Below are 19,310 nucleotides of genomic sequence, written 5' to 3' on the forward strand. Positions count from 1 at the left end.
CACCATGTTCAAGAAAGTCATGTTGGTGACAGCGCTGGGTCTGTCCGCGCTGTCGCTGCCCGCCATGGCGCAGATCAAGATCGGCGTGACGGTGTCGGCCACCGGCCCGGCGGCCTCGCTGGGCATTCCCGAAAAGAACGCCTTCACGCTGATGCCCAAGGAGATTGGCGGCAAGAAGGTCGAGTACATCGTGCTGGACGACGCCTCCGACCCGGTGGCAGCGGTGAAGAACGCGCGCAAGTTCGTCTCTGAGGACAAGGTGGACATCATCCTGGGCTCCACCATCACCCCCAACAGCCTGGCCATGGTGGATGTGGCCGCCGAGGCCGAGACGCCGATGATCGCCATGGCCTCGTCGCTGCGCATCGTGGACCCGGTGGACGCGAAGAAGTTCTGGGTCTTCAAGACGCCGCAGAACGACGCCCACATGATGACCGCCATGACCGCCCACATGGCCGACAACGGCATCGCCAAGGTCGGCCTGATCGGCTTCAACGACGCCTATGGCGAAGGCGTGATGAGCGAATTCAGCAAGCTGACCAGCGCGCGCCGCCTGAACGTGGTGGCGCAGGAGCGCTATGCCCGCACCGACACCAGCGTGACCGGCCAGGTGCTCAAGCTGATGGCCGCCAACCCTGACGCCATCATGATCGCCGCCTCCGGCACGCCGGCGGCGCTGCCGGCCAAGACGCTGCGCGAGCGCGGCTACAAGGGCAAGATCTATTTCACCGATGGCGTCATCAACGACGACTTCCTGCGCGTGGGCGCCAAGGACATCGAAGGCGCCTTCCTCCCCGCCGGTCCCTTCGTGGTGGCCAAGCAGTTGCCCGACAGCAACCCGATCAAGAAGGTGTCGCTGGAGTTCATCAAGCTGCATGACGCGCACTTCCCGCCCGGCACCGCCAACTCGTTCTCGGCCCACGCCTGGAACACCTACCTGATGCTGCAAAAGGCGATTCCGGTGGCGCTGAAGAAGGCCCAGCCCGGCACCAAGGAGTTCCGCCGCGCGCTGCGCGACGCCATCGAGGACACCAAGGAACTGGTGACCACGCACGGCATCATGAACATCAGCAAGACCGACCACATGGGCTTTGACCAGCGCGCCCGCGTGATGGTGCAGATCGAAGGCGGCAAGTGGACGCTGGCCAAGTGATGCTTGGCTGAGTCCCGCGCGCGACGACGCCACACGCGTTGATGCTGCGATGCGGCAAAATCCACGCCAGGCCTCCCGGCGTGGATTTTTTTTGACCTGACCTAACCCTACCTGCATGGACCTGAGCATTGCCCTGATCCTGGCGCAAGACGGCGTCACCACCGGCGCCGTCTACGCGCTGCTGGCGGTGGGCCTGGTGCTGGTGTTTGCCGTCACCCGCGCCATCTTCATCCCGCAGGGCGAGCTGGTGGCCTACGGCGCCTTGACCATCGCCATGCTGCAAGACGGCAAGCTGCCGGCCACCATGTGGCTGCTGGCCGCGCTGGGTGTGGCCTGTTTCTTCAAGGACTGCTGGCTGGCCATGCGGCCCAATGCCGCGCGCGGCGCGCACCTGGGCCGCTCGGCACTGGCCAACCTGCTGGTGCCGGCCATCGTGTGTGCGCTGGCCTTCGCGCTGCCGCTGAAAACCCTGGCCCAGCCGCTGCAGGTGGCACTCACCCTGGCCGTCGTCGCGCCCATGGGGCCCATGCTGTACAAGCTGGCCTATGAGCCGCTGGCCGATGCCAGCGTGCTGGTGCTGCTGATTGTGTCGGTGGCGGTGCACTTTGTCATGACCGGGTTGGGCCTGGTGATGTTTGGCGCCGAGGGCGTGCGCTCGCAGCCGTTTTCTGAATGGCGCCAGGAGCTGGGGCCGCTGACGCTGACCGGCCAGGGCCTGTCGGTGATCATCACCTCGGTGCTGATCATGGCGGCGCTGTCGGTGTTCTTCACCGCCACGGTGCCGGGCAAGGCCTTGCGCGCCACGGCGGTGAACCGCCTGGGCGCGCGGCTGATGGGCATTCCGGTGGCGCGCTCGGGCCGGCTGGCCTTCTTGCTGGCCGGGCTGATAGGCGCCTTCTCGGGCGTGCTGATTGGCCCCATCACCACCATGTATTACGACTCGGGCTTCCTGATCGGCCTGAAGGGTTTTGTCGGCGCCATCATCGGCGGCCTGGGCAGCTATGCCATCGCCGCCGGCGGCGCCGTGCTGGTGGGGTTGATGGAGGCCTATTCGTCGTTCTACGCCAGCGCCTACAAGGAGGTGCTGGTGTTCACGCTGATCGTGCCGGTGCTGGCCTGGCGCTCGCTGCAGAGCCATTCGCTGCTGGAAGAGGACGAGTCGTGAGCACGCCCCGCAACGGTCTGTCCGCATCGCACGGCGGCCTGCTGATCTTTGTGGTGCTGACCACGGCGCTGGACTTCTTGCCAGTGCCCGAGTTCTGGATCACGCTGGCCAACTACATCGGCCTGTACGCGCTGGTGGCGCTGGGCCTGGTGCTGCTGACCGGCATTGCCGGCATGACGTCCTTCGGCCAGGCCGCCTTCGTGGGCCTGGGCGCCTATGCCAGCGCCTACCTCACCACCACTTACGCCGCCTCGCCGTGGGTGGGCCTGCTCGCCGGTCTGGCGCTGGTGGTGCTGGCAGCCAGCGCGCTGGGCGCCATCACCATGCGGCTGTCGGGCCACTACCTGCCGCTGGGCACCATTGCCTGGGGCTTGAGCCTGTTCTTCCTGTTCGGCAACCTTGAATTTTTGAAGCGCTTTGACGGCATCACCGGCATCCCGTCCATCGCGCTGTTCGGCATCGAGCTGCACACCGGGCGGCATATCTACCTGCTGATCTGGGCGGTGGTGGCGCTGGGCATGCTGGCGGTGCTGAACCTGCTGGATTCGCGCAGCGGCCGTGCCATTCGCGCGCTGAAAGGCGGCGTGGTGATGGCCGAGTCCTGCGGCGTCGACACCGCGCGCACCAAGCTGCTGGCGTTTGTGATCGCTGCCGTGCTGGCCGGCCTGTCGGGCTGGCTGTATGCGCATTTGCAGCGCGCGGTGAACCCCACGCCTTTCGGCCTGAACGCCGGCATCGGCTACCTGTTCATGGCGGTGGTGGGTGGCGTGGGCCACGTGTGGGGCGCGCTGATTGGCGCCGCGCTGATGACGTTGCTGGGCGACTGGCTGCAAAACCTGTTGCCCAAGCTGCTGGGGCAAAACGGCAATTTCGAGGTCATCGTCACCGGCACGCTGATGATTCTGCTGCTGCAGCGCGCGCCCGGCGGGCTGTGGCCCATGCTGGTGGCAGCAGCGCAGCGGCTGCGCCCGGGCAAGAGCACAGGGGCACCGCAAATGGCACTGCCGGCCGGCCTGCGCCACGCCAACCGCGCCCAACCGCTGGCACAGCGCCAGCAGCCGGCACACGGCGCACCGCTGCTGGAGGTGCGCCAGGCACGCAAGACCTTTGGCGGCCTGGTGGCGGTGAACGACGTCAGCTTCGAGCTGAAGGCGGGGGAGATTCTGGGGCTGATTGGCCCAAACGGCGCCGGCAAAAGCACCATGTTCAACCTGATCAGCGGCGTGCTGCCATTGACCGGTGGCGAGGTGCACTTTGCCGGCCACCGGGTGGACGGCAAGCCTTCGCGCTGGATGGCACGCGCCGGGCTGGCACGCACCTTCCAGCATGTGCGGCTGATGCCCGCCATGAGCGTGATCGAAAACGTCGCCATGGGCGCCCACCTGCGCGGCCACAAGGGGCCGCTGGCCGGTGTGCTGGGCAGCAACCGGGTCGAAGAGGCCAGCCTGTTCGCCGCCGCCCAAACGCAGCTGGAGCGCGTGGGCCTGGGTGAGCTGGCGCTGCGCGAGGCCGGCAGCCTGGCGCTGGGCCAGCAGCGGCTGCTGGAGATTGCCCGCGCGCTGTGCTGCGACCCCACGCTGCTGCTGCTGGACGAGCCCGCCGCCGGCCTGCGCCACCAGGAGAAGCAGGCGCTGGCCGCGCTGTTGCGCCAACTGCGTGAACAAGGCGTCAGCGTGCTGCTGGTGGAGCACGACATGGAATTTGTGATGGGCCTGGTGGATCGCCTGGTGGTGATGGACTTTGGCACCCGCATCGCCCAGGGTACCCCCGCCGTGGTGCGGCAGGACCCGGCGGTGATCGAGGCTTACCTGGGCAGCGTGGAATGAACCTGACCACACAACCCAAGAAGCTGGTGCTGGACGCGCGCGCCGTGTCGGTGGACTATGGCAAGGTGCGCGCCGTCAACGAGGTGTCGCTGCAGGTGCCGCAGGGCAGCATCGTCACCGTCATCGGGCCCAACGGGGCCGGCAAGTCCACGCTGCTGAACGCCTTCATGGGCGTGCTGCCCATGGCCGGCGGCACACTGCAGTTTGCCGGCCTGACCGAGACCGGTGGCATCGAGGCCCGGGTGGGCCACGGCATGTGCCTGGTGCCCGAGAAGCGCGAGCTGTTCGCCACCATGACGGTGGAAGACAACCTGCTGCTGGGCGGCTACGTGCGGCTGGACTACCGGGGCCGCGGCGCCGAGGACACGCAGGCGCAGGTGTACAAGCTGTTTCCGCGCCTGGAGCAGCGGCGCAAGCAACTGGCCGGCACGCTGTCAGGCGGCGAGCGCCAGATGCTGGCCATAGGCCGCGCGCTGATGGCCAAGCCGCAGCTGCTGATGCTGGACGAGCCCAGCCTGGGCTTGGCGCCACTGGTGGTGCGCGAGATCTTCCACATCATCTCCGGCCTGCGCGACAGCGGCGTGGCGATTTTGCTGGTGGAGCAGAATGCGCGCGCCGCGCTGCAGGTGGCCGACCACGGCTATGTGCTGGAGACCGGGCGCGTGACGCTGCAGGGGCCGGCGGATGAGCTGATGCACGATCCGCGCGTGGCGGCGACTTACCTGGGCCTGGCCGGCGGTTAGGCCGGGCTGGGCCCTTCCGCTGCCTGGGCAGCGCCATTGCGCATGTGCACCACCCGTTGCGGGTAAGGAATGTCCACCCCGTTTTCCCGCAGCAGCTTCAGAATCTGCAGGTTGATCTCCGAGCGCAAGCCCAACTGGCCGTTCTCGGGGTCGGCGATCCAATAGACGATGGTGAACTCCAGCCCATCGGCGCCAAACTGCGACAGCGCCACCGAGGGCACGGGCTCCTTCAGCACCCGCTCCGGCCCCTGGGCGGCTTGCAGCAGCAGGCGCATCACCAGGTCCACATCGCTGTCGTAGCCCACCGACACCGTGGTGGTCTGCATCACCTTGGGGTCGGCCAGCGACAGGTTTTCCACCCGGCTGGTGATCAGCAGCTCGTTGGGCACGATGGATTCGCGCCCGGCGGACGACCGTATCACCGTGTAGCGGGCATTGATGTTGGTGATGCTACCCTCGAAGCCGTCCACCCGCACGTTGTCGCCAATGCGCATGCTGCGCTCGGCCAGGATGACGAAGCCGCTGACATAGTTGGCCGCCAGCTTCTGCAGGCCAAAGCCCACGCCCACGCCCACCGCGCCGCCCAGCACCGACAGGGCGGTCAGGTCTATGCCCACCGCCGACAGCGCCACCAAGAGGCCAAAGAACAGCAGGAAGGCGCGCGTAGCGTTGCTCACCGCCTTGCGCAACGACAGCTCGGCGCCGGTGGCGGATTTGAGCAGCCGGCTCTCGATCACCGACGAAATCCACAGCGTCACCAGCAGCACCGCGCCGGCCGTCAGCATGCCCTCCAGCAGGTTGCGCGCGCTCATGTGGCCGGTGCCGACCTTCCAGCTGATCTGGTCCAGCTCGTCCAGCACCAGCGGCAGCAGGCCGCTGACCCAGAGCACCAGGCAGGCCCAGGCAACCCAGGAAATGGTGCGCTCCATGAAGCGCACCATGGGCGCGTCCTTGAACGCCACCTGCAGCACCTTGACGCCCACGCGGATCGCCAGCAGCGCGACCAGCGCGGGGATGGCCAGCTTGAACACCACCAGCGGCATGCGGTGCTTCAGCACCGCTTCAGCAGCAAAGGCCAGGCTCAGCAGCAACGCCGGGAACAGCACGCCGTCAAGGGCGCGCTCACCAAACAGGATGGAGCGGCGCGTGCCCTCCATGCCGCTGCCACGGCGCAGCAGCCGCACCAGCAGCCAGGCCAGCAGCACGCACAGCAGCAGCACGCCCAGCTCCGCCAGGGCGGCCGGGCGGGTCAGCGCGGCCACCCAGTCGGACCAGTCGCTCACCTGCAGGTAGCCGGTTGCCCCTGGCGCCGATGCCGGCGCCCATTCAAGCGCCTCGACCAATCCTCGCACCGCGTCAAACATCGGCCAACACCCTCACGTGCGCCTCCACACTGCGCGCCAGCGCATCCAGGTTGTAGCCGCCCTCCAGGCAGGAGACGATGCGCTTGTTGCCATGGCGTGCCGCCACGTCCTTGATGCGGCTGGTGATCCAGGCAAAGTCGTGCTCGGTCAGGCCCAGCTGGCCGAGGTCGTCGTCGCGATGGGCGTCGAAACCAGCGCTGATGAAGATCATCTGCGGCTTGTGCGCCTCCAGCCGGGGCAGCCACATCATCTCGATCAGCTCGCGGATTTCCATGCCCCGGGTGTAGGCCGGCACCGGCAGGTTCACCAGGTTGCCGGCGTGCGACTGCGAGCCGCCATAGGGGTAGAACGGGTGCTGGAAGAAGCTGACCATCAGGATGCGGTCGTCGCCGGCCACGATGTCCTCGGTGCCGTTGCCGTGGTGGACGTCAAAGTCCACAATGGCCACGCGCTGCAGGCCGTGGCGCTCCAGCGCGTACTTGGCGGCGATGGCGACGTTGTTGAAGAAGCAAAAACCCATGGCATGGTCGCGGCAGGCGTGGTGGCCGGGCGGGCGCACGGCGCAAAAGGCATTTTCCAGCTCACCGGCCATCACCGCGTCGGTGGCGGCTACGGCGGCACCGGCGGCGCGCAAGGCGGCGTCCCAGGTGTTGCCGTTCAGCGCGGTGTCGGGGTCCACCTGCGCGTAGGCCGGGCCACCGGCGGCGGCGTCTTCACGCAGGGTTTCGGTCAGGCCGCGCAAAGCGGCCACATGCATGCGCTCGTGCGCCAGCTCCAGCTCGGCCAGCGCGACGATGGGGGCCTCGCGCCGCTCCAGCGCGTCGGCCACGCCGGTGGCCAGCAGGCGGTCTTCGATGGCGTCCAGCCGCTCGGGGCACTCGGGGTGGCCCTGCCCCATCTCGTGCTTCCAGCAGTCGCGGTGGTAAAAGTAACCGGTTTTGTTCACAGCATCGAATTTTGGTAAGGTTGGGCACATGAATGATGCCCAACAAAAGCTCAAGTCGCTGGTGGATCAGCTTAACACGGTGATTGTCGGCAAATCCGCACAGGTGCGTGATTGCGTGGCCTGCCTGCTGGCCGACGGCCACCTGCTGATCGAAGACGTGCCGGGCGTGGGCAAGACCACGCTGGCCCACGCGCTGGCGCGCACCTTCGGCCTGCAGTTCTCGCGCGTGCAGTTCACCTCGGACCTGATGCCCTCGGACCTGTCGGGCGTGTCGGTGTACGAACGCGGCAAGGAAGCCTTTGTGTTCCACCCCGGCCCGCTGTTCGCCCAGGTGCTGCTGGCCGACGAGATCAACCGCGCCAGCCCGAAGACGCAAAGCGCGCTGCTGGAGGCGATGGAAGAAAAGCAGGTGACGGTGGAGGGCGAGACGCGCGCGCTGCCCCAGCCCTTCTTTGTGATCGCCACGCAGAACCCGCACGACCAGCTGGGCACCTATGCGCTGCCAGAATCGCAGCTGGACCGCTTTTTGATGCGCATCTCGCTGGGCTACCCGGACCGCGCCGCCGAGCAGGAACTGCTGGCCGGCAACGACCGCCGCCAGATGGTAGACGCGCTGCGCCCGCTGCTGACCGCGCCGGAGCTCAAAAGCCTGCAGCAGCAGGTGCTGCAGGTGCACGCGGCCCAGCCGCTGCTGGACTACGTGCTGGACCTGATGGCTGCCACCCGCTCGGGGCGCTGGTTCGTGCAGGGACTGAGCCCGCGCGCCGGCATTGCCGTGGTGCGGGCCGCCAAGGCACAGGCGTTGCTGAACGGCCGCAACTATGTGGCGCCGGACGACGTGCAGGCCATCCTGCCGCAGACCGTGGCGCACCGCCTGACCCCCGTGGGCGACGCCGGCCGCGGCGCCGTGGAGCAGGTGCGCGCGATGCTGGAAGCCGTGCCGCTGCCTTGAGCGGGGAACTCCAGGGCCTGCCTCCACCCCAAGCCACCATGGCCACAGCCCCCGCCCCACCGCTGGTCTCCAGCCTGCCGCTGCCGCCGGCGCTGCGCCACCCGGTGCGGCATGTGCAGGCGCGCTTCCAGCGCTGGTGGGAAGCCAGGCTGTCGTTCCGCGACAGCATGACGCTGACACAGCGCAACGTCTACATCCTGCCCACGCCGCCGGGCTGGATGCTGGCGGCCACGCTGATGGTGCTGCTGATCGCCAGCATCAACTACCAGCTGAACCTGGGCTACCTGCTGACTTTCCTGCTGGCAGGCAGCGCGCTGGTGGGCATGCACCTGTGCCACGGCACGCTGCGCGGCATCACGCTGGCGCTGACGCCACCGGACGCGCAATTCGCCGGCGCCAGCGCGGTGGTGGCCATACGCATCAGCAGCGAGCGCAAGCGCTGGCGCTATGGGCTGGGTGTGTCACTGCTGAGCCCCGAGCGCCACTGGTCGTGGACCGACGTGCCGCCGCAGGGCACCGCCACCGTGCACGTGGCCTTCAAGCCGGAGCGGCGCGGCCTGCACCGCGTGCCCACGCTGACGGTGGAGACCCGCTTTCCGCTGGGCACCTTCCGCGTCTGGACGGTGTGGCGGCCGGCCGCCCAGGTGCTGGTGTACCCAGCCCCAGAAGCCCTGCCGCCGCCGCTGCCACCCGGCGAGCCGCGCAGTGGCGCCGCCAGCGGCGCCGCCTGGGAGAGCACGGGCGAATACGACGGCGTGCGCGCCTACCGGCGCGGCGACCCGCTGAAGCTGGTGGTGTGGAAGAAGCTGGCCAAGGCCGACGAGCTGGTCAGCCGCGACGCCCAGCAGCACCAGCAGTACGAGCTGTGGCTGGACCTGGCGCACTGCGGCATCACCGGCAGCGTGCAGGCCACGCTGGAGGCGCGGCTGTCGCGCCTGTGCGCCTGGGTGCAACTGGCGGAAAAACAAGGGCTGGACTATGGCCTGCGCCTGAACGGCCTGGAGATCGCCCCCGGCAACGGTCAGCTGCATGAGCGGCGCTGCCTGGAGGCGCTGGCGCTGTGCTGAAGCAACTGGCCAACCTGCCGCGCGAGGGCCGCGACACGCTGTTCCTGCTGGGCGTGATTGCCTGGGTGCTGCTGCCGCAGGTGCCCAACCTGCCGGTCTGGTGCAGCGCCCTGGCCGCCAGTGTGCTGCTGTGGCGCGGCTGGCTGGCCTGGCAGGCCCGGCCGCTGCCGGGCAAGTGGTGGCTGGCCGGCCTCTTGGTGGTGACCACCGCCGCCACGCTGTACACCCACAAGACGCTGCTGGGGCGCGACGCCGGGGTGACGCTGATCGTGGTGCTGCTGGCGCTCAAGACCCTGGAGCTGCGCGCCCGGCGCGACGCCTTCGTGGTGTTCTTCCTCGGCTTTTTCACCATGCTGACCAACTTCTTCTTCTCGCAATCGCTGCCAGTGGCCGCCGCCATGCTGGTGGCGCTGCTGGGCCTGCTGACCGCGCTGGTCAACGCCCACATGCCGGTGGGCAAGCCACCGCTGCTGCAGGCCGCGCGCACCGCTGGCAGCATGGCGCTGCTGGGCGCGCCGGTGATGCTGGTGCTGTTCCTGCTGTTCCCGCGGCTGGCGCCGCTGTGGGGCGTGCCCAACGACGCCATGAGCGGGCGCAGCGGCCTGTCGTCCAGCATGACGGTGGGCAACATCGCCAGCCTGGCGCTGGACGACAGCATTGCCATGCGGGTGCGCTTCATCGACCCGGTGCCGGCGCAGTCGGACCTGTACTTTCGCGGGCCGGTGCTGTCGGGCTTTGATGGCCGGGAATGGCAGGTGGGCCGCCCCAGCTACTACCGGCCGCCGACCAACCCCGGCCTGACGGTGCTGGGCGCGCCAGTGCGCTACGAGGTGACGATGGAGATCACCAACCGGCCCTGGCTGATGGTGCTGGACGCCACGGCCCAGAGCCCCACGGTGCCGGGGTTTGAGACCCGCATGACGCCGCAACTGCAATGGCTGGTGGACAAACCCATCAGCGACATGCTGCGCTACCAGGTGCAAAGCCACACCAGCTTCCGCTACGGCCCGCAACGCTTTGTGCCAGCGCTGCAGGACGACCTGGCACTGCCCGCCGGCTACAACCCGCGCACGCTGCAATGGGCGGCCGAGCTGCGACGCGACCCGGCCAACGCCGGCAAAAGCACGCCGCAGCTGGTGGCGCTGGTGATGGACCACCTGCGCAGCGGCGGCTACACCTACACGCTGGAGCCGGGCGTGTATGGCCGCGACGGCACCGACGAATTCTGGTTCGACCGCAAGCTGGGCTTTTGCGAGCACATCGCCTCGGCCTTTGTGGTGGTGATGCGCGCCATGGACATCCCGGCCCGGGTGGTGACCGGCTACCAGGGCGGCGAGCGCAACACAGTGGATGACTATTGGGTGCTGCGCCAGAGCGACGCCCATGCCTGGGCCGAGGTCTGGGTGGCCGGCCAGGGCTGGCTGCGGGTGGACCCGACATCGGCCGTGGCGCCCGGGCGCACCGGCTCCTTTCAGCGGCTGCAGGCACCCAAGGGGCTGATAGGCAGCGCGCTGGGCCAGGTCAGCCCGGCGCTGTCGCAGCAGTTGCGGGCGGTCTGGGACGCGATGAACAACGGCTGGAACCAGTGGGTGCTGAACTACAGCCAGTCGCGCCAGCTGAACCTGCTGAAGAACCTGGGCTTCGAGTCGCCCAGCTGGGAAGACCTCGCTTACGTGCTGGCTGGCTTGCTGGTGGCGGCAAGCCTGTGCGGCGCCTTGTGGACGCTGTGGGAGCGCAGCCGCCACGACCCCTGGCTGCGCCTGCTGGAAAAAGCCCAGCAACGCCTGAACGCCGCCGGCGTGGAACTGGCCCCGGCCAGCCCACCGCGCCAGATGGTGCAGCGCCTGCGCGAACGCTTTGGCGCTGGCGGACCGCAAGCCGCGCAGACGCAACCCATCGTGGACTGGCTGCTGCGGCTGGAGGCCTGGCGCTATGCGCCGGCTGGCGCACAGTCGGGTGCTGGCGGCTTGGCTACACTGCAACGAGACTTCAAGCAATTGCCCTGGCCCCAGTGACTGACCTCCCCACCCGACTGACCTCCGTTTGCATCGCACTGTGCCTGCTGACCGCCGGCGCCCACGCCGCCCCGCCAGCTGCGGCACCCGCCCCGGCCGCCAGCAGCAGCAAGCCGCTCAAAGCCAAGGCGGCGGCCAAGCACCCTAAAAGCACCAAGCCCGCCAAGGCGGCCAAAACCGCCGCTCCCGCCACCGGACCGGCCTATGCGGCCCGGCCCGAGGTGATGCAGGCGGCCGACGACATCGCCCAGCGGCGCGACCTGGACCGCGACTGGGTGCGCCAGGCCCTGGGCCAGGCCCGCTACCTGACCCTGGTGGCCAAGCTGATCGCGCCACCGCCGGTGGGCACGCCCAAGAACTGGGCCGCCTACCGCAAGCGCTTCATCGAGCCCATTCGCGTGCAGGCCGGCGTGGCCTTCTGGCGCGCCAACCGCGCCACGCTGGCGCGGGCCGAAGTCGAATTCGGCGTGCCGGCGGAAATCATCGTCGGCATCCTGGGGGTAGAGACCATCTATGGCCAGCAGACCGGCAGCTTCCGCGTGCTGGACGCGCTGGCCACGCTGGCGTTTGACTTTCCCGCCAGCCACCCGCGCGCCAAGGAGCGCGCCGCCTACTTCAAAGGCGAGCTGGAGCTGTTCCTGACCCAATGCCAGCGCGCCGACCAGGACCCGCAACTGCCGCGCGGCAGCTTTGCCGGCGCCATGGGCATGCCGCAGTTCATGCCGTCGAGCTGGAGCAAGTACGCGATCGATTTCGACGGTGACGGCAAAGTGGATCTGCAAAACAGCGCCGCCGATGCCATAGGCTCGGTGGCCAACTACTTCAGGGCCTATGGCTGGAAGCCCGGCACGCCCACGCATTTCGCGCTGCAGTTCGATGCCGCCAAGCTGGACAAGGAGGCGCTGCTGGCGAGCGACATCCTGCCCACTTTCAGTGCCGCCAGCATGGCCGACAAGGGTGTGCTGCTGGACGAGGCCGGCCGCCAATACGATGGCAAACTGGCGCTGGTGGAGCTGCAAAACGGCCAGGAGCCGCCCAGCTACGTGGCCGGCACCGACAATTTCTACACCATCACCCGCTACAACTGGAGCAGTTATTACGCGATGGCGGTGATAGAACTTGGCCGCGCGGCGGCGGCCAACCTCGACAAATAATAGCCCCCACGTCCGGCACTGCGTGTCCGTCCTGGACAGGCCAATGGCCAGAGGCCATGGCTCTTCAGCCTGTCCCAGCCTGCGCGGGCAGGCTGTGAGCCGCAGGCTTCAGCCCCGAGGGGGCCGCAAATTTCCTTGGGGCGGCCCGGCGGAAATTTCCCCGCTCAGGCCGCGGCGCGTGCCTCGCCCGGTTGCGCCAGGCTGGCGTTCAGCCCCAGGTGGGCCGTCATCAGCGAGGTGACTTCGGTGTCGTGCGTCAGCGGGCCCAGGTGGCCGGCGCCCGGAATCTTCACCCGGCCCACATGCGGCAGGCTCTTGCGCAGCAGCTCGCACACGGCCTGCGCCGGCGCACGGGTGTTGGCACCCTGGATCAGCAGCACCGGCATGGCCAGGCGGCACAGCGTGGACAGGCCCCATTCGGCGGCAAACAGTGCTTCGAAATGGCGCGGCACGGTGGGCATGCGCGCCACCACGCTGGCGCGCTGGGCGCCGTCCAGCGCGTCCCAGGCGGCGGCACCGCCCCAGTAACGCACGAACACGCGGGCCGCGCCCTCCAGATCACGCACCTGGACCAGCGCCGCCACCGAGTGGGCAATGTCCTCGATTTCGCCCAGTGCCTCGTCATGCGGGGCCATGGCGCGCAGCACGCCAAAGGCCACCGGCTCATACAGCGTCAGCGAGCGCACCGCCTGCGGGTGGTTGATGGCCATCTGCATGGCCACCGCCGCGCCGTAGGAATGGCCCACCAGGTGCACGCCGCGCTCCAGCGCGTTGTTGCGGCTGCCTTCGGCCATGGGGCCGAGCAGCGTGGCCACGCCCAGCGCGTCCACCTGCAGTGAATTCACCAGCTGCTTGGGCCAGGCCGGGCTTTGGCCGTGGCCATGCAAGTCCGGCGCCAGCAGCTGGCAACGACCTGCCAGCGCGGCGCCCAGGCCGCGCCATTGGCCGTGGCTGCCGGTGCTGGAGTGCAGGCACACCACGGTGGTGTCGCCCTGTCCTTGCTGGTGGGTGAACAGGGGAGGGATGCTGGCGTCTTGCAGTGTGTTCATGGTGTAGGTCGCTGGAATTGTTGATCTGATGCCAGCAGTATCGAACTCGCCTGTTTCAGGCATGATTCATGGCGCCGGGTTTGTGTATCGTTTGTATCGTGGCCGTCGGGCTCGCGTCACGTGTCCCGGCATTGCACGGTGCGAGCCCATCAATGGAGTGCGCGATGTCGTTCAACAAGCTTCTGGCCACGCTGCTGTTTTTCCTGACGGTGGGCGCCGCGCAGGCGCAAAACCAGGCTGCCCTGGCCCAGGCAGCCAAAAAGCTGCCCCAGGTGGTGCAAAGGGACCTGGGCGGGATGATGAAGATGTGCAAGGATGTCGGCGGCAAGGCCGCCAAATCGCCCGGCTTGCTGACCGTCGCCGACCTGACCGGTGACGGCCTGCCCGACTTCGTCATCGACCAGGGGGCCTTCAACTGCGACGGCGCCGCGTCGCTGTTCTCAGGCTCGGGCGGCAGCCACATGGCGGTCTATGTGGGCACAGCCGACGGCCAAGCCACGGCCGCTTTTGATTCCGGCTCCTTCGGCGTCAAGGTGGACAAGGACAGCAAACCGGCCAAGCTGTCGGTGATCGTGGGCGGCCCGCTGTGCGGCCAGAAGGTGACGCCCAAGACGGCGCGCGTCGACATGAAGTCCTGCTGGCGGCCGGTGAACTGGGACGCCAAGAGCGGCAAGATGCAGTTTGCGCCGGTATCGCAGATCCAGCCGGTGCAGTGACACATGGCGGGCTGGCTCACCAGCCAGGCGCGGTCAACCCAGGTTGACGCCCTCAAACACCGGGTGCAGCGCATCCACCCAGCCTTCCACCTCAGCCTCACCGATCTGCAGGTGGGCCAGGCAGGCGGCGCCAAAGCGCTCCCACTCGCGCTGCACCTGCACACCCTCGTGCATGGCCACCAGATGCTCGGCCACCAGGGCGATGGCGACCAGGCTGCGCACCTCAGCGGCAATGTTGGCATCGCCCAGCGCGGTGAAGTCGTGGTGCAGGCGCACGGCGAAGGCGATCACCGGTGGCAGTTTCCAGGTGCGCGCCACAATCGCGCCCACCACCGCATGGTTGGTCCTGTGGGCGGCGTTCTCGGTTTCGGTGAAGGACCGGTCCTGTCGCGCCATGGCCTCGGCCAGCGTGCCGGTGTAGCCTTTGAGGCCTTGCAGCATCACCGGGATGCCGACATGGCAGAACAGCCCGCAGGTTTGCGCAATGTCCGGGTCCACGCCGTAGAGCTGGCGGGCAATGTAGGCCATGGCCAGCGAACGGCGGGTGGAGGTGTCCCAGAAGTGCGAGATCAGCGCCGCGTCCACGCGGATGGCGTTGCGCGTCAGGAAACCGGTCAGCACCGCCACGCTCTGCTTCACACCCAGCATGCCGATGGCCTGGGCCACCGTCTGGGCGGCGCGCGAGCGCGCGTACTGGGAGCTGTTGGCCAGCCGCATCAGCGCCGCCGCCATGGCCACGTCGGCACCGGCAATGCGGGCGATCTCGGCCGGATCGGGGTCACCGTGCTGCACCGCGCCTTGCAACTCGGTCAGCAGCTCCGGGCACGGCGGGATGATGATGTCGCGCACCGGGCCATGGGCGCGTGCCTGCTCCAGTTCCTGGTCGATGTCCGCAACGCGCATGGTGTTGGCCCCTCAGACGGACCATTATGCGCAACTTGCGTGAAGCGCACGCTCACATGGGGAATGCGGCCGCCGGTTGGCGTCGGTTCTCGGGCTCGCCGCGCCACTGCTGCAGCCAGTGCATCAGCGCCTGCGCCGGCATGGGCCGCGCGATGTGGAAGCCCTGCAGCTCGTCGCAGCCCAGGCGCTGCAGCTGCTGCACCTGCTGGGCGTCTTCCACCCCCTCGGCCACCACGCCCAGGCCCAGCGTGTGGCCCAGCGCAATGATGGCGCGGATGATGGCCAGGTCGGTCGGGTCGGTCAGCATGTCGCGCACGAAGGACTGGTCGATCTTCAGCTTGTCGATGGGAAAGCGCTTCAGATAGGCCAGGCTGGAGTAGCCGGTGCCGAAGTCGTCCACCGACAGACGCAGGCCCAGGCTCTTCAAGGCGGCCAGCTTGTCCTCGGCGGCGATGGCGTCGCCCATCAGGTGCGATTCGGTGATCTCCAGCTCCAGCAGCGCCGGGTCGCAGCCGTGTTGGTCAATGCAGCGGCGCAGTTCGCCCACCAGGCCCGGATCGGCCAGCTGCGCCGCCGACAGGTTGATGGACAGGTGCAGGTCACGCAGGCCGGCGGCCTGCCAGCGCATCAATTGCGCGCAGGCCTCGTGCATCACCCACAGGCCCAGCTCGCGGATCTGGCCGGTCTCTTCGGCCACCGGGATGAAGCGCGCCGGCTCCACCGGCCCCAGCTCGGCGCTGTTCCAGCGCAGCAGCGCCTCCACCCCCACCATGGCCAATGAGCCGGCCCGCAGGCGCGGCTGGTAGTGCAGCGACATCTCGCCGCGCTCCAAGGCGTTGCGCAGGCACTGCTCCAGCGTCTGGCGCTCGCGCGCCAGTTGATCGATCTCGGGCACGAACATGCGCGCCATGTCGCGGCCCGCCGCCTTGGCCTCGTACATGGCGGCATCGGCACGGCGCATCAGCTCGTCCAGGTCGGTGCCGTCCTCGGGGTAGACGGCGATGCCCACGCTGCACGACACCTGCAGGTCATGCCCCTCGACATGGTGGGTCTGGCGGATCAGCGGGATCAGCCGCTGGTTGACGATGGTGCGGGCCTCGTCGCCGTCCTCCACCACCCGCAGGATGACGACGAACTCGTCACCGCCCAGGCGGCTCACCGTGTCGCCCGCGCGCACCGCTTGCTGCAGGCGCGCCGCCACCGAGCGCAGCAGGCCGTCGCCGACATGGTGGCCCAGCGTGTCGTTGATGTTCTTGAAGCGGTCCAGGTCAATGAACAGCACCGCCACGTGCTGGTTGAACTCGCGCGCATTGTCCAGCGCGGCGCGCAACTGGTCCACGCACAGCGAGCGGTTGGGCAGCTCGGTGAGCACGTCGTGGTGGGCCAGGAACTGCACCCGCGCCTCGGTGCGCTTGCGGTCAGTGATGTCGATGGAGATGCCGATGTAATGCGACACCGCACCCTGCTTGGCCGATTCGCGCACCGCCGAGATCATCAGCCAGGCCGGATAGGTTTCGCCCGAGCGCTTGCGGAATCGCACCTCGCCCTGCCAGGCATCGCGCTGCTCGATGGCGCGGCGAATCTGCAGCGACAGCTGGCCGTCCTGGTCACCGTCCAGCAGCATCATGCCCAGCTGCTCGCCCAGCACCTCGTAGTAATCGTATGAGGTGGTGCGGCAGAAGGCCTGGTTGACGCTCAGCACGCGCTGTTGCGCGTCCATGATGACGATGCTTTCGCTGGACGCCTCGAACACCTTGGCCCACAGCTCCAGGCGTTGCTCCATCAGCTTGAGCACGTTGATCGGGGTGAAGGTGGTCAGCACCGCGTCCTGGCCCTGGAAGCTCAAGCGCCGGGCCGACAGCACCGCCCATGCAGGCTCGGTGCCGCCCAGCCAGCGCACTTCGAATTCGTCGACCTTGCCGCGGTCGGCCAAGCGCTGGAAGAAGCGTGCGCGCACGCCCGGCTCCAGGCCATTCAACCAGGGGTCGTTGCTGCGGCCGTTCAGCCAGGGCAGGGCCGGCTCGTTGGCGTGCAGCACCTGGTGTTCGGGCACCGAGGTGACCACCATGGGGATGGGGATGGATTCGGCCATCTCCTGCTGGGCCTGCGCGGCGCGGGCGCTCGCGGCCAGCTCCTGCTGCAGCACGCGGTCGCGGTCCAGCTGGCTGAGCATGCCGTTGAAGGCGTTGACCAGCTGGCCGATCTCGTCGCGGCTGCTCCAGTGCGCGCGGTGGCTGTGGTCGCCGGTGCGGCGCACCTCGTCAGCCACCAGCGACAGCCTTTTCAGCGGGCGCGAAATCTGCCGCGCCACCAGGTACACCAGGCTCAGGATGCACGACAGCAGCAGCAGCGCCGTGCCCAGGTGCAGCCACATGCGGGCGAACAGGGTGTCCACCCGATCGTGCAGCAAACGGTCCAGGCTTTGTGTGCCGGCCACCCAGGCGGTGTTGAGCAGCAGCAGCGCGTCGTTGTAAGCCGCGCTGGCGTCGCGCAGGTCGCTGCTGGTGACGTCGCGGTCGGCCAGATGCTGCACCTGGGCCAGCAACTGTGTGAGGCGCGCGTCCAGCGCCTCCTGGCTGCGCTGCAGCTCGGCCTTCAGCTGCGGCGCGCCGGCTGCATAGGCCTGCTTGTAGTCCGCGCGTATGCCCTGGCTGATGGCGTCCAGCCGGCCGGCGACGATCAGCAAGGCGGTGCTCTGCGCGCCGGTGTTGCCACCCCGCGCGCCCTTGGCGTTGACGGCCTGGATGGTGTCGTGCAGCACCTCCACCAGCTCGGGCAGGCGCAACACGGTGACGGACATGGCGTAGTAGCTGTCCAGGTCCGGGTCCAGGATCAGGTTGGACTGGTTGCCCACCGTGGTCAACAGGTCGCGGGCGCGCTGTATCACCGGCTTGACGGCCGCACTGCCTTGCCGCGGCGCCTGGCGCGCGGCCAGGAAAGCGGCGCTGTCGTCGGCCGTGCCCAGCAGCGCGTCGCTGGCGGTTTGCGCGGCCTGCAGCGCGTCCATGGCCTGGGCCGGCGCCACCTTGAGCTGGCCGGGCGCGACCAGCGCGCCCATCAGCACATCGCGCACGGCGGAGGTGTAGACCACGCCCACAATCTCCTTGCGGGCAAAGTCGATGGCCAGGTATTTCTCGTGGATCAGGATGCCCGAGATGTAGATCACCGCCGTCAGGTCCAGCAGGTAGATCAGCGTCAGCTTGCGGCCAACGCTCAGGGCGCCCAGCCAGCCCGACACGCGGTCGATCAGGCGCATGGCAACAGGTCGCACCACGGCCGCCGTGCCCGCATGCTCAATCAGGCCCCCGAAGGAATCAGGAAATCGCGGCTGATGTTGACGCCCAGGTCGTTGACGCGGTCCAGGAACTGCGTCAGGTAGGCGTGCAGCCCGGTGGCCAGGATGTCGTCGATGCGGCCGTACTTCAGGTCGGCGCGCAGCTTGCCGGCACGGCGCAGCGTTTCGCTGCCGGCGTCGCTGGCCACCAGCGACAGGTTGGCCACCACCTCGTTCAGGCTGGCGTGCAGCGAGCGCGGCATGTCGGGCCGCAGGATCAGCAGCTCGGCCACGCGCTCGGGCTTGATGACGTCGCGGTACACCTTGCGGTAGACCTCGAAGCCCGACACGCTGCGCAGGATGGCGCTCCAGTGGTAGAAGTCGTACTCCTGGTCCTTCTCGCTGGCGGTGCCGTAGAAGTCGCTGTTGACGGCATGGAACTTCACGTCCACCAGCCGTGCGGTGTTGTCGGCGCGCTCCAGGAAAGTGCCCAGGCGCATGAAGTACAGGGCCTCGTCCATCAGCATGGTGCCCACGGTGACGCCGCGCGACAGGTGCGAGCGGAACTTGACCCATTCAAAGAACTGCGCCGGGTCGGCCTCGAACTCGCCCGAGCGCACCATGCGCTTGACCTCCAGCCAGGTCTGGTTCTGCGTCTCCCACACCTCGGTGGTCAGCGCGCCGCGCACGGCACGGGCGTTTTCACGCGCCGCGCCCAGGCAGGACATGATGGAAGACGGGTTGCTTTCGTCCTTGACCATGAAGTCCATCACGTCGCGCGCGTGCACGTCGTCGTACTGCTGGTCGTAACTGCCGCGCAGCTCGCTGATGCTGAGCAGGCCCTGCCAGCCCACCAGCGCCACGGCGTCGGACTGCGGCAGCAGCGAGGCCTGGTAGTTGACGTCCAGCATGCGGGCGGTGTTTTCGGCCCGCTCGGTGTAGCGGGACATCCAGAACAAATGGTCTGCGGTGCGTGACAGCAT

Annotated in this window: 15 protein-coding genes; 9 read left to right on the top strand and 6 right to left on the bottom strand. The window is 68.3% G+C overall.

Going from position 1 to position 19,310, the window contains the following annotated elements:
* Positions 1 to 4 precede the first annotated feature (4 nt).
* From AC1DX2_RS10920 to AC1DX2_RS10935, 4 genes are all read left to right on the top strand, one after another.
* A complete protein-coding gene (locus AC1DX2_RS10920; RefSeq protein WP_477196367.1) occupies positions 5 to 1,153 on the top strand; it encodes an ABC transporter substrate-binding protein in 1,149 nt (382 codons plus the stop codon).
* Between the two features lie 115 nt (positions 1,154 to 1,268).
* Positions 1,269 to 2,318, top strand: a complete 1,050-nt coding sequence (locus AC1DX2_RS10925; RefSeq protein WP_477196368.1) for a branched-chain amino acid ABC transporter permease — start codon at positions 1,269 to 1,271, stop codon at positions 2,316 to 2,318.
* Complete coding sequence (locus AC1DX2_RS10930; RefSeq protein WP_477196369.1) at positions 2,315 to 4,144, top strand: branched-chain amino acid ABC transporter ATP-binding protein/permease; 1,830 nt, start codon at positions 2,315 to 2,317, stop codon at positions 4,142 to 4,144. The genes AC1DX2_RS10925 and AC1DX2_RS10930 overlap by 4 nt, the downstream gene beginning before the upstream one ends.
* Complete coding sequence (locus AC1DX2_RS10935; protein WP_477196370.1) at positions 4,141 to 4,887, top strand: ABC transporter ATP-binding protein; 747 nt, start codon at positions 4,141 to 4,143, stop codon at positions 4,885 to 4,887. The genes AC1DX2_RS10930 and AC1DX2_RS10935 overlap by 4 nt, the downstream gene beginning before the upstream one ends.
* Here the strand turns inward: AC1DX2_RS10935 and AC1DX2_RS10940 are convergent.
* Together AC1DX2_RS10940 and AC1DX2_RS10945 are read right to left on the bottom strand one after the other, a co-directional pair.
* Entirely contained in the window at positions 4,884 to 6,251 is a 1,368-nt protein-coding gene (locus AC1DX2_RS10940) for a mechanosensitive ion channel family protein (protein ID WP_477196371.1), read from the bottom strand. The genes AC1DX2_RS10935 and AC1DX2_RS10940 overlap by 4 nt on opposite strands.
* A complete protein-coding gene (locus AC1DX2_RS10945) occupies positions 6,244 to 7,197 on the bottom strand; it encodes a histone deacetylase family protein (protein ID WP_477196372.1) in 954 nt (317 codons plus the stop codon). The genes AC1DX2_RS10940 and AC1DX2_RS10945 overlap by 8 nt, the downstream gene beginning before the upstream one ends.
* Before the next feature lie 28 nt (positions 7,198 to 7,225).
* Between AC1DX2_RS10945 and AC1DX2_RS10950 the strand changes: the two genes are divergently transcribed.
* From AC1DX2_RS10950 to mltB, 4 genes are read left to right on the top strand one after another with little or no spacing between them, the layout of a single operon-like run.
* Complete coding sequence (locus tag AC1DX2_RS10950) at positions 7,226 to 8,149, top strand: AAA family ATPase (RefSeq protein WP_477196373.1); 924 nt, start codon at positions 7,226 to 7,228, stop codon at positions 8,147 to 8,149.
* Between the two features lie 38 nt (positions 8,150 to 8,187).
* Positions 8,188 to 9,216 carry a DUF58 domain-containing protein gene (locus AC1DX2_RS10955; protein ID WP_477196374.1) on the top strand — a complete coding sequence of 343 codons (1,029 nt, stop codon included), beginning with the start codon at positions 8,188 to 8,190 and terminating at the stop codon, positions 9,214 to 9,216.
* Positions 9,210 to 11,231, top strand: coding sequence for a transglutaminase TgpA family protein (locus AC1DX2_RS10960; RefSeq protein ID WP_477196375.1), 2,022 nt, complete (start codon positions 9,210 to 9,212; stop codon positions 11,229 to 11,231). The genes AC1DX2_RS10955 and AC1DX2_RS10960 overlap by 7 nt, the downstream gene beginning before the upstream one ends.
* Entirely contained in the window at positions 11,228 to 12,385 is a 1,158-nt protein-coding gene (gene mltB, locus AC1DX2_RS10965; RefSeq protein ID WP_477196376.1) for a lytic murein transglycosylase B, read from the top strand. Before AC1DX2_RS10960 ends, mltB begins: the two co-directional genes overlap by 4 nt.
* 164 nt (positions 12,386 to 12,549) lie before the next feature.
* Here the strand turns inward: mltB and AC1DX2_RS10970 are convergent, their stop codons facing one another.
* The gene (locus AC1DX2_RS10970) at positions 12,550 to 13,434 is read right to left on the bottom strand and encodes an alpha/beta fold hydrolase (protein ID WP_477196377.1); all 885 of its coding nucleotides are present in this window, start codon (positions 13,432 to 13,434) and stop codon (positions 12,550 to 12,552) included.
* Between the two features lie 164 nt (positions 13,435 to 13,598).
* Between AC1DX2_RS10970 and AC1DX2_RS10975 the strand changes: the two genes are divergently transcribed.
* On the top strand, positions 13,599 to 14,150 hold the full coding sequence (locus AC1DX2_RS10975) for a hypothetical protein (protein WP_477196378.1): 552 nt from the start codon (positions 13,599 to 13,601) through the stop codon (positions 14,148 to 14,150).
* Between the two features lie 33 nt (positions 14,151 to 14,183).
* On the opposite strand, the gene AC1DX2_RS10980 is transcribed toward AC1DX2_RS10975, so the two are convergent.
* The 3 genes from AC1DX2_RS10980 to AC1DX2_RS10990 are packed head-to-tail and all read right to left on the bottom strand — an operon-like array spanning position 14,184 to position 19,310.
* The gene (locus AC1DX2_RS10980; protein ID WP_477196379.1) at positions 14,184 to 15,053 is read right to left on the bottom strand and encodes an HDOD domain-containing protein; all 870 of its coding nucleotides are present in this window, start codon (positions 15,051 to 15,053) and stop codon (positions 14,184 to 14,186) included.
* A 52-nt stretch (positions 15,054 to 15,105) separates the two neighbouring features.
* Positions 15,106 to 18,309 carry an EAL domain-containing protein gene (locus AC1DX2_RS10985; RefSeq protein WP_477196380.1) on the bottom strand — a complete coding sequence of 1,068 codons (3,204 nt, stop codon included), beginning with the start codon at positions 18,307 to 18,309 and terminating at the stop codon, positions 15,106 to 15,108.
* Positions 18,310 to 18,350: 41 nt separating this feature from the next.
* Complete coding sequence (locus AC1DX2_RS10990) at positions 18,351 to 19,310, bottom strand: alpha-E domain-containing protein (protein ID WP_477196381.1); 960 nt, start codon at positions 19,308 to 19,310, stop codon at positions 18,351 to 18,353.

The sequence above is a fragment of the Hylemonella sp. P2_B10 genome (assembly GCF_056404875.1).

Coding starts and splice junctions, on each gene's coding strand:
- AC1DX2_RS10920 (WP_477196367.1), top strand. CDS start 5: ATGTTCAAGAAAGTCATGTTGGTGACAGCGCTGGGTCTGTCCGCGCTG.
- AC1DX2_RS10925 (WP_477196368.1), top strand. CDS start 1,269: ATGGACCTGAGCATTGCCCTGATCCTGGCGCAAGACGGCGTCACCACC.
- AC1DX2_RS10935 (WP_477196370.1), top strand. CDS start 4,141: ATGAACCTGACCACACAACCCAAGAAGCTGGTGCTGGACGCGCGCGCC.
- AC1DX2_RS10940 (WP_477196371.1), bottom strand. CDS start 6,251: ATGTTTGACGCGGTGCGAGGATTGGTCGAGGCGCTTGAATGGGCGCCG.
- AC1DX2_RS10950 (WP_477196373.1), top strand. CDS start 7,226: ATGAATGATGCCCAACAAAAGCTCAAGTCGCTGGTGGATCAGCTTAAC.
- AC1DX2_RS10955 (WP_477196374.1), top strand. CDS start 8,188: ATGGCCACAGCCCCCGCCCCACCGCTGGTCTCCAGCCTGCCGCTGCCG.
- AC1DX2_RS10970 (WP_477196377.1), bottom strand. CDS start 13,434: ATGAACACACTGCAAGACGCCAGCATCCCTCCCCTGTTCACCCACCAG.
- AC1DX2_RS10975 (WP_477196378.1), top strand. CDS start 13,599: ATGTCGTTCAACAAGCTTCTGGCCACGCTGCTGTTTTTCCTGACGGTG.
- AC1DX2_RS10980 (WP_477196379.1), bottom strand. CDS start 15,053: ATGCGCGTTGCGGACATCGACCAGGAACTGGAGCAGGCACGCGCCCAT.
- AC1DX2_RS10985 (WP_477196380.1), bottom strand. CDS start 18,309: ATGCGCCTGATCGACCGCGTGTCGGGCTGGCTGGGCGCCCTGAGCGTT.
- AC1DX2_RS10990 (WP_477196381.1), bottom strand. CDS start 19,310: ATGCTGTCACGCACCGCAGACCATTTGTTCTGGATGTCCCGCTACACC.